Genomic DNA, 9589 nt, shown 5'->3' on the forward strand with positions numbered 1-9589 from the left:
GCCAGTTCTCGACCGCCGCCTCGGAGAACCACACGGTCAGGCTGCCCCGAGTGCGCAGGCCCGCGTCGTACTCCGCCCAGTTCGTCACCCGGTGGCGCTGCCGCGGGATGTGGTGCCTACGGTCAGCGTTGGCCTTGAACGGCAAGGTGGGTCCATCCCCGACAGTCGAGGGCTCGCCCTCCTTGCCAGCTTACCCGCCAACTCCAGATCAAGCGATCCATGCAACAACGCCGTGGCTCGGCCGATGGGTGCGGATCGGGCCCAAGACACCCTCGAACGCCTCGATCACCTGCGTCGGGGTGGGCGATTGAGCAACGGCTGGCGCTGTAGCCCCAAGGCTGAACAGGAGGGCCGCGATGGGCGCGGGATGAAGGGATGCTGGCACGGGCTCTTCCTTGACGATTCCCCGCACCGTGATGTGGGCACTGTGGTCGTATCTGCAACGTCTTGCTGGCTGCAAAGGCACGCGGAGCAGGATACTCAAAGGCCGGCCGCGAAACTGGAGCGGCTGCGGGCCGACGGGGTCATCGGCCAAGCGGCTATCGCGCGGGCGCTGACCGAGCGCGGCGTGCCGACGCCGAGGGGATCGGGTGCGTGGACCCACACGACGGTGGCGCGGTTGATGGCGCGGGCGATGAGCTGACCATCGCAGTCGGATCGCCGAGAAAGGTGGCGAGCAAACCTTGTGGGGAAACCGCCTCCTCAGCTGGGAGCAAGCAGCCGGAGGCCGAGAGCCGTCATCACGACGCCGAAGGCCGCGTCGAGGCCACGGCGCACACGCCGGAAGGCGCGCGCTACGGCTTGGGCCGAGAGCATCCAGGCAAGCGCACCGTGCCAGAGGAATGATAGGGCTACCGCGCTCATGACGGCCGCGGCAGCAGTGGTGCCGCCGGCCGCGCCAAGGAAGAGCCCGGACAGCGACACCCAGAACACGCCAGCCTTCGGATTGAGGAGCATGAGGCCGAAGCCGCGCCAAAAGCCGGTGCCGCCAGTGGCCTCCGGCATAGGTCCGACCGGCGCCAGGGCATCAGTGCGGCGGAGCGCGGCCCAGAGCGAGGACAAGCCGAGGAACAGTAGGAAGGCGCCGCCGCCGATCCGGAGGGCTTCTGAGAGCAAGGGGTGCTGCGCGGCGAGCGCCGAAACACCGAGGACCGCGCCGATGGCCCACACCGCCTCGCCTCCTGCAAGCCCGAAGGCCGTACCGAGCGCCCGGCGGCGCCCCTCACGCAGCGCTGTCCCAGCGATGACGGCAAAGTTCGGCCCCGGGCTGACGAGGGCGAGAAGGAAGGCCGCCCAGAAAGCGGCGAGGAGCGCGAGATCGAGCATGGTGGCCAGGATACCGCAGTGCTCTTGCGGGTGTCATTGCTTTGATGACCGGGGTGGGCGGTGCGCCATTCAGGCGGCGATCGCGCGGGCGCTGACCGAGCGTGGGGTGCCGACGCCGCGGGGCGGTGCGGCATGGACCCACACGACGGTGGCGCGGGTGCTGGAGAGGGCAGCACCCTGCGAGCATTAGTTGTACTGCCGAGAAGGGTGGAATGCAGACTCAGGGGAGCTTTGCAGGCCCTAGCCCTCCGTCTCGAGCGCTCCGCACGGGCTGGTTCCGGAAACTGCGGCGTTTCTGCCGAGGGCGGTCGTCGTCAGTGCACCCGAATCGCCGTCGCGGGGGACTGGCCGGAATGCCGTTCGGCCACAGTGCGGCCGAGCGGCGCGCGGACACGACATGCAAGGCCCTCGGGGCGCCATTCCAGCGCGATGTGCCCGCCGAGCTGGTGCAGCGTTGCCTCCAGCACGCGCGATCCGAAGCCCCGCCGGCGCGGCGGGCCCGGCACGGGAGGGCCGCCCGTCTCGACCCATTCCAACAACAGCGACCCTTCCGCCGGGTCCGGCATCCATGCAACAGATACAAGGCCGCCCGGCGCCGACAGAGCGCCGTACTTGGTCGCATTGGTAGCGAGCTCGTGCAGCACCATCGCCAGTGGCTGCGCGGCCTCTGCGGCGATCAGCAGGGGCGGCCCCTCGATTTGAGCTCGGGTCAGCGCGACGTCGTCCCCCGCGCCGACAAAGCCCGCAAGCTCACGCTCGATGAGAGTGCTCAGGGGCGCGCCGCCCCAATGGCGCTCCGCCAGCAGCGTTTGCGCGCGCGCCAGAGCGCTGATCCGGCCCTCCACCGCCTGCGCGAAGGCGGCAGCATCGTCTTTTGGCGTCAGCCGGATCGCCGCCTGCACCACCGCCAGCGCGTTCTTGGCGCGGTGGTCCACCTCGCGCGCCAGCAGAGCCTGGCGTTCCTCTGCCCAGCGGCGCGCGGTGATGTCCTGGACCGCGGCCACCGTCCGCGCTGGCCGCCCGGGCGCGCACGGCAGCAGCGCCACGGAAACGATCACCCAGCGCACGCCGCCGTCCTTGCGCAGGTAGCGTTTTTCTACTTCGTATGGCAGCCTCTCGGCCATCGCCTCGCGGAACCCCGTCTCGTTGGCGGAGCGATCCTCGGGGTGCGTGACGTCGAGGAAAGTCATGCCCGCGAGCAGCTCCTCCTCATCGTAGCCCAGGATTTCGCAGAAGCAACGGTTGACCCTGACGAAGCGCAGTGTCGTTGGGTCAACCTGAGCCTTGCCGACCACCGAGTTCTCGAAGGTGGCACGGAACTCGGCTTCGCTCGCGGCGAGCGCAGCCTCCGCGGCCTTGGCTTCGGTGAAGTCAATGTTGACGCCGACGAGTCGCCTACGACGCGCCGACCACCGTCCCCGCGCCCGAACCCAGCGCTCCTCGCCCGTGTCGGCGCGGAGGATGCGGAACTCGTCCTCGTAGGCGGTGCCCGACGCCACCGCATCGCGCACCGTCGCCGCAACGCGCGCGCGGTCCGCGGGGTGGATAAGGGCAAGCCAGACGTCCCGGCTGAGGCCGTGCGGCGCCGCCTCGGCCGGTAGGCCGTAGAGGTGGGCCTGCGGCACGCTCACGACGGCCTCGCCGGTGCGGGGGTCCAGTTCCCAGGTGCCGATGCGCCCCGCCTCCTGCGCCAGCAGCAGGCGCTCTTCACCAGCGGCCAGCGACGCGGCGACCTCGTCGAGCTCCCGGATCGCCGTCGGGCCGAGCGCAGGCGCGGCGCCCACCTCCGCTGCGGCGCGGGCGAGCATCCGAATCGGGCGCGCAAGGCGTCGCCCGTAGAGCAGCGCCGCGGCGACCGACGCCGCGACCGCCAGCAGCCCGACTGCGCCGAAGGAGAGCACCGACCGCCGGAGCGGCGCGTCGAGGACCGCCTCCGGCACGCCGATGGCGACGCGCCACCCCCAGGCCGGTAGGCGAACGTAGGCACCCGAGACCGGGACGCCGGCAATATTCACGCCGCGGACGATGCCCTCGTTCGCTGTGGCCTGCTGGCGCAGCGCCGCGTTGGCCAGGCTGCCCACGAACCGCTCGTGGTCGGGCGAGCGCGCGACGATCCGGTCCTGGCGGTCCAGGATCGACACCGCCCAGCCCGGCGGTAGCCGATGGCCGTCAAGCATCGTGGCCAGGTGCCGCGCCCTGAGCGCGACGTTGAGCGCGAACGTAACCCCGGCCCTGTCGCTCAGGACGACCGGTGCGTCGAGTAGGACATAAGGCTGGGGGTCGCTGGTGCCGACGTAGACGTCGGAGATGCAGGTCGACACGGTCCGGAACACGCACTCGTCTGCCGCGAGTACCTCCGGGGCCGTGGTGACCGGGAGGGGTGTCCCGAACGGGATCAGGGTGTTGACCAGCTGCTGCCCCGACCGGTCCCGCAGGACAATCGCGCCGCGGGTCGGCGCGACACGAACTGCCTGCCCGTGGAAACGGCTTAGGTCACCGTCCTGCAGCGCCGGCGAGGTAGCGAGCGCATCAAGGATCCCGCCCAAGCCGGCGAGCTCCCGGTCAAGCTGGAGGGCTATGTTTCGTGCCACGAGGAGCGCCTGCTGCTGGCTCTCCCGGCGCGCTTGCTCGACTGAGGTCCATGCGATGTAACCAAGCAGGCACCACAGGGGCAAGACGATCAGGAGCGCAAAGGCGGCTAGGTGGGCCCAAATGGGCGGTGGAGCCCGGCACAGCGCGTGACCCGATGAGGGAAGGGCAGGCTCCAAGCTTAAGCTTTCCGTCCCCGAGTGTCGTTTTGGCGACATATTCGCAACATTGCCGTCTTGGTCGAGCAGGAATGAAGCGTAGTCGCGTTCTGTTGATCGAACTCAGGTGTAGGCTGCAGAGAGGGGTGTGCGACGCGGAGCGAAGGCGGAAGCCGGCCCGCGCGACCGGGTGCCGGTGTTGCAGCGACGCTAATCCATCTTGCGAAGCCACTGTGGCCGTCCTTGAAGACGCGCGCCGCAGATACGGAGGCAGAGGCCCGTTCCGCCTCGAACAACGCGGCAGCCATCTCGCTGCCCGAGCAATAGCGCGGGATTGAGTCGAACTCGCCGCTTTCGGGGCCGGTGCCGAGGGTCCTGCTCGTGCCGCTAGTGGCTCACGCCAGACCTTTGATATCTATCGCAAGGTCCAGGAAGGGGGCGGGGAGCGGACATCCGCCCAGCGCGCCGCAGCGCATGCCGAACCGCGGGACAACTAGCGGCGGCGCGCACGGCAGATCGGCCCGCGCCAAGCCATGATGCTGACGACCGCCCAGCCCGCAGCAATCTCGAGCGCCTTGGGGCGGGGAGCCGGAGCAGACGCGGTCGGTCACCGCCCTGCGTGTTTGCGGCGACGCGAGTTTCGCTGTGCCGCCGCGAGGCCGAGCAATCCGGCTCCGAGCACCGCCAGGGATGCGGGCGCGGGCACTTCCACCCTTTGCGGCGTGTAGTCGTAGGTCACGGTCGCCTGGAAGCCGGTGACGCTGAGGGCACGCGTGCTGAAGGTCTGCAGGACCAGCGTCGTCATGCCGGTTCCAAGGAACAGGGGCGCTTGCGGTCCAAAGGGCGCCGGAAAGGTGTTGCCGCCCAGGTAGACGATCGGCGCGTCTCCGAGCGCGTCCCCCTGCAGGCCATCCACCGTCACGTTGCTTGCCGGCTCCTTGACCGAGAGCGAGAAGAAATCCCCGGGCATCGCGGGGCTGCTGAAGGCGAACGTGATCGTGGTGGCGAGGGTCACGGCATTGAGCGTGCCGGCCGCTGGATCGAAACGGGCGAACGGATCGAGGGCAACACTGACGCTCTGCCCGGCTCCAACGACGATCGGCAGGCTGCCGATGCTGACGGTCTGCAAAGAGGTCGCAGCCTGCGAGGCACCGACGCTGCCAAGGACCACAAGCGCCGCCACAGCTGCGGGGAGGATGCATTTCATAACCTGCTCCCAGACGTGTTGGACAGCACTTGGCAATTTCGGTGCCAGCATCCAGCCCGTTTACATTTCAATGTGTTCGAGCTTTCCGGCGCGGGCCGTCTTTGGATTTGTAAACTCTTCCGACATTGCGCGTAGCCGGCACGAGGCGCCACCCGTCATGGCTCGCCGGCCGCTTCGGAGGTGGGCAGACGAAAGCCTGTGGCACCTCGCTGGAGGCTGTAGGCGCGGCGACATCACTGGCCTGAGTTCTGGTCGTGCCCTGCGATTCGGCGCTGCGACCCAAGCACTGCACGGTAGCCGCCTGCCATCCGAGCGACCGCCGGATTAGGTCGAACTCAGACCCTGCAGCCCTCGTCCTGCATCACCCACCCGACGAAGAGCGGCTCGCCGCAGCCCACGAGGAGCAGCCGAGCATGCGGCTCAGCGGTTGGCGCTGGCAGTGACGCGGGAGGGGGCGCGGGCGGCAGCACGAAGCCTTGGATCCGCCCGCCGCAAATGGCGAAGGGCGGGCGCTCGAATGCTTCACCAAACAAGGGCGGCGATACTCCGGTAGGCACCGGACAGCCGGAAGGGTCGAGCGAGCGCTCCGCGACCCGCACCGGATGGCACTGCGGATCAAACCTTTGTTCACACGAATGAGAATGCTTTCGAACAACCTGCGGATGTGGCCCAATGCGAAAGGGACCGTGAAGAATGGTTCGACGCTTTGACCCTCTCCGACAGAAAGGCCTCGGGCCACCACTTATCCCTGACGAGGAGGACCGGATTGCGGCACTTCACCGCTACCGAATCCTCGATACGCCGGAGGAGGAGGCTTTCGACAAGCTGGCCATGCTCGCCCGCGACCTGCTCCGCACCCCAGTCGCGCTTGTTTCCTTCATCGACGAGACCCGGCAGTGGTTCAAGGCTCGCGTCGGCCTCCAAGTCCAACAGACGCCGCGTGATTGGGCGTTCTGCGCGCACACGATCGCGGCGAACCCACAGCAAGTTTTCGTGGTCCCGGACGCGCGCACCGACCCTCGCTTCGCCGCCAACCCCTTGGTCACCGGCGGGCCGCAGATTCGCTTCTATGCCGCAGCGCCCATGCGAACGCCTGACGGCTTCGCGCTTGGTACCGTCTGCGCCATTTCCAACGAGCCTCGGCCCAACGGCGTCACTGAGGACGAGGCCCGCTGGCTTTCGACCCTTGCGGACCTGGCCCGGGATGAGCTGGAGCTGCGCCTACAGGCGCAGCGCGCCCGCGCCGCAGCAGAGGCTGAGGCCCGGCTACGCCGTGCGCAAGAGGCGGCGGGAGTAGTCGCTTTCGAGCTCAGCGCCCCATGGTCCGATCGGCAGGAATCTCTCCACCAAGCGCTCCGGCGGCTGATCGGTCTCAGCGAGACGGTCCCCCTCGCACTGCGCGGGGTAGCGGCGACTGCGCACCCGGAGGAGCGGACCCGCCTAGAGGCCACGGCGCAACGGTTAGCAGATGAGGGCGGCGCGCTCGCCGAGGAGTTTCGGGTCACGCTGCGCGAAGAAGGCTCGGTCCTCTGGGTTCAGGTCCAAGGTCAGGTGCTGTTAGGCTCACCGGAGGACCCGACGGGCTGGCGCGTCTCGGGGCTGCTGCAGGACGTCACAGAGCGGCACCGGGCCGAGGAGCGACAGGTGCTGCTGGTGCGCGAGGTAAACCATCGTGCAAAGAACGCTTTGGCAGTGGTGCTCGCCGCCCTTCGCCTAACGCCAGCCGAGGACCCACGGACTTACGCGGCAGCTGTCGAGGGAAGAGTGGCTGCGTTGGCGCGGGCCCACACGCTACTCGCGCAGCGCCACTGGATCGGCGCCGACCTCGCAGACCTGGTTCGCGGCGAGCTGCGGCCTTTCCTGGCGCCTGCCAAAGTGTCAGCCGGGCCGCGGGCCCGGATCGAGGGGGCGAAAGTGATCCTCGCGGCCCGGGCGACCCAGCCGCTCTCCATGGTGCTGCACGAGCTTGCCACCAATGCTACCAAACATGGCGCTCTGTCTCGGCCTACCGGCCGAGTTGCGATTACGTGGGACATCAGCTCGGAAGCAGGTTTATTGCGCATTCGATGGACCGAGACTGGCGGGTCTGCGGTTGCAGGTCCGCCGCAGCACGCAGGCTTCGGCACTCGCGTGCTGCGGGGGACCATCATTGACCAACTGGGGGGACAATATGATCCTCGATGGCCAGCGTCTGGGTTTACATGCGATCTCGTCTTGCCCGCGATGCGCGTGCTTGCTGAAGACGCGCAATAAGCGGGTCAGGCAAAACATGGATCCAGGATGAGAGATCGGTACACCCGTGCACAAGACGAGCCGACGTAGAGCACCAGTCTGGTGTGCACCTGAGTATTGCCAGCCATGGATGCCACTGAATTAACATTTGGCCTTGGCGCGCGTACAATAGATATTCTGGTCAGAGCCTGTTTGAGCTGGGTCATGCTGGATTGATCAAGGCTTCGGTGGCGGCGAGGACGACCGCGCACTCGATCCTGGCGGCGGCCACGTCGAGGCGGCCGGCGCGGTCGCGCAGCAGGCCACCCCAGTGGGTAAGCCAGCCGAAGCTACGCTCTACTACCCAGCGCCGCGGCAGCACCGCGAAGCCCTTCTGTCCGGGCGTTCGGGTGACGACCTCGTGCCGCATGCCATGCAGGCTGGACCACGTCTGGCAGCGCTCCGCGGTGAAGGCGCCATCGAGGATTGCCACGCGCAAGCTGGGCCAAGCCGTAAGCGTAAGCCAGTCCTTCCGATTACCCACATTTCTGCTGCATGGCGTCTGCTCCGAGCATCATGTCTGCCAGGCGGGACCAGCCGCGCCACATGACGATGATGCCCGGCGGCGGATCACGGGCGCGAGCGAGATAGCCACCGAGACAGGCGATCTTCATGAGATAGCGCGACAGCGTGGCTGCAGCAGGTGTCGATGGCTGGTCCCTGACAGTGCGATCGAGGAGGACGGCTTCGCTCTCGGTCAACACAGCCCTGGCCGGGGCAAACGGCGTAGTGCGGGCAACCATGGTGGTCCAGAAGACGCGCCAGGCCAGGATGCAGAACATGGCAATCAGCTTGGTCAGGCGCTCTGCGGTTCGCAGCCGTGCCGCCTCGATGCGGCAGCCTGACTTCAGGACCTTGTGGAACAACTCGATCTTCCAGCGCTGGGCATACCAGAGGAGCTTCTCGATGGCGCTCCGCATCGAGTTGACGGGCAGGTCGGTGACGAGCTTCCATTCGATGCGGGCTCGCCCACGAGGCTTTCGAGCTTCGGACGCGTGGATCACGGTCAGGTCGAGCGCCGGATAGCGCTTCTGCTTGCCGATCGGCGGCAGGATATGGATCCTGCGAAAGCGCAACTGGAGGGTTGCCGTGGTGGGACGCCCCTTTGCATCCGGCACCTCGATTTTGTGCTGCCCCGAAGCCGGAACGCGGGCCATCATCCGCGCGACCGTACGGTGCCCATCGCCGGCGAGGCGGTCGACGCAGGTGCGGACCAGGAAATGCGTGCCGGCCTCCTTGGCCGCGCAGAGGAACTCATAGATGTCGTTTTCCCGATCACCAACGAAGACGCAGCGTCCGGGATCACCGAGCAGCCTCGTCGAATGCCCCAGGCTCGACAGCCAGCGGGCGCTTTCCTTGTCCTCGATCGGTACCCGTGTGGGATTGACGTGCCGCTTCAGTTCGGTGGTTCCCTTGAAGCTCTTGCGGCTCCAGAACTGGGCGGCGGAGAGTCCGAGCGGCAGTCCCTCGCGCGTCACCACCAGGCTGCCATGCATCAGCAGGCCACATTGCGTCAGGATGCGCGGCTTGCCGTTGCGGTCCAGCCCGATCGGCACTTGGCCAATGGCACCAATCGTCTCGCGCTTCGCCCAGCGGAAGCTGAACTCCGTCGTGTCCTGGACGACCAGGACCATCCCGGGCGTATTGGCGAAACGGTCGGCGGTCGCCTGGAAATGCCCGGCCAGCAGTGCATCCTCACTGAACCGCTCGTTCGACAGGAAGCGGTAGGCTGCCTTCGTGTTCGCCCAGTCCTGACAGGCCAGCGGCAGCGGAGAGCCCGCTGCCTGCTCAAGCTGTCCCAGCAACAACCGCAGGCGCTTGCCCAGGCGCTGATCGCCGAGCTGACATCCCGCCACCTCGGTGTCGATCCAGCTTCGCTCCGCGTCACCGCTCCCGACCGGGACGCTACCGTCCGTCGGCATTGCCAAGTTGTTCAGGGATAGGTCGCGTTGGAGCGGCGACAGGGCGGCCCTGGCATTCACGCCGGTAGCTGGACGCGGGTCTCCTGCCGCCAAGTCCGAAACGCGTTAACGCGGCC

At 67.7% G+C, this 9589-nt stretch carries 7 protein-coding genes and 1 pseudogene; 2 read left to right on the top strand and 6 right to left on the bottom strand.

The genetic code is table 11. From position 1 onward, the window contains the following. Nucleotides 1-145 (bottom strand): annotated as a pseudogene (locus E2C05_RS34805) (IS5/IS1182 family transposase); the annotation flags it as partial. 557 nt (nucleotides 146-702) lie between these two features. Continuing rightward, nucleotides 703-1326, bottom strand: coding sequence for a LysE family translocator (locus tag E2C05_RS24275; protein ID WP_133222226.1), 624 nt, complete (start codon nucleotides 1324-1326; stop codon nucleotides 703-705). Here E2C05_RS24275 and E2C05_RS35490 point away from each other — a divergent pair. After that, entirely contained in the window at nucleotides 1325-1516 is a 192-nt protein-coding gene (locus E2C05_RS35490; RefSeq protein ID WP_158292341.1) for a recombinase family protein, read from the top strand. The genes E2C05_RS24275 and E2C05_RS35490 overlap by 2 nt on opposite strands. 124 nt (nucleotides 1517-1640) lie before the next feature. On the opposite strand, the gene E2C05_RS24285 is transcribed toward E2C05_RS35490, so the two are convergent. Together E2C05_RS24285 and E2C05_RS24290 are read right to left on the bottom strand one after the other, a co-directional pair. Continuing rightward, on the bottom strand, nucleotides 1641-3872 hold the full coding sequence (locus E2C05_RS24285) for a PAS domain-containing protein (protein WP_158292342.1): 2232 nt from the start codon (nucleotides 3870-3872) through the stop codon (nucleotides 1641-1643). Nucleotides 3873-4680: 808 nt separating this feature from the next. Next, nucleotides 4681-5280, bottom strand: a complete 600-nt coding sequence (locus tag E2C05_RS24290) for a PEP-CTERM sorting domain-containing protein (RefSeq protein ID WP_158292343.1) — start codon at nucleotides 5278-5280, stop codon at nucleotides 4681-4683. Nucleotides 5281-5973: 693 nt separating this feature from the next. On the opposite strand from E2C05_RS24290, the gene E2C05_RS24295 reads away from it, so the two are divergent. Beyond that, nucleotides 5974-7533, top strand: coding sequence for an HWE histidine kinase domain-containing protein (locus tag E2C05_RS24295; RefSeq protein ID WP_133222229.1), 1560 nt, complete (start codon nucleotides 5974-5976; stop codon nucleotides 7531-7533). A gap of 181 nt (nucleotides 7534-7714) precedes the next feature. Here E2C05_RS24295 and E2C05_RS35350 read toward each other — a convergent pair whose 3' ends face one another. Continuing rightward, nucleotides 7715-7984 carry a transposase gene (locus E2C05_RS35350; protein WP_133222230.1) on the bottom strand — a complete coding sequence of 90 codons (270 nt, stop codon included), beginning with the start codon at nucleotides 7982-7984 and terminating at the stop codon, nucleotides 7715-7717. Between the two features lie 43 nt (nucleotides 7985-8027). Further along, on the bottom strand, nucleotides 8028-9533 hold the full coding sequence (locus E2C05_RS24305; protein WP_205083033.1) for an IS4 family transposase: 1506 nt from the start codon (nucleotides 9531-9533) through the stop codon (nucleotides 8028-8030). Between the last annotated feature and the right edge of the window lie 56 nt (nucleotides 9534-9589).

The sequence above is a fragment of the Paracraurococcus ruber genome, from assembly GCF_004353985.1.
GTDB classification, from domain to species: Bacteria; Pseudomonadota; Alphaproteobacteria; order Acetobacterales; family Acetobacteraceae; genus Paracraurococcus; species Paracraurococcus ruber.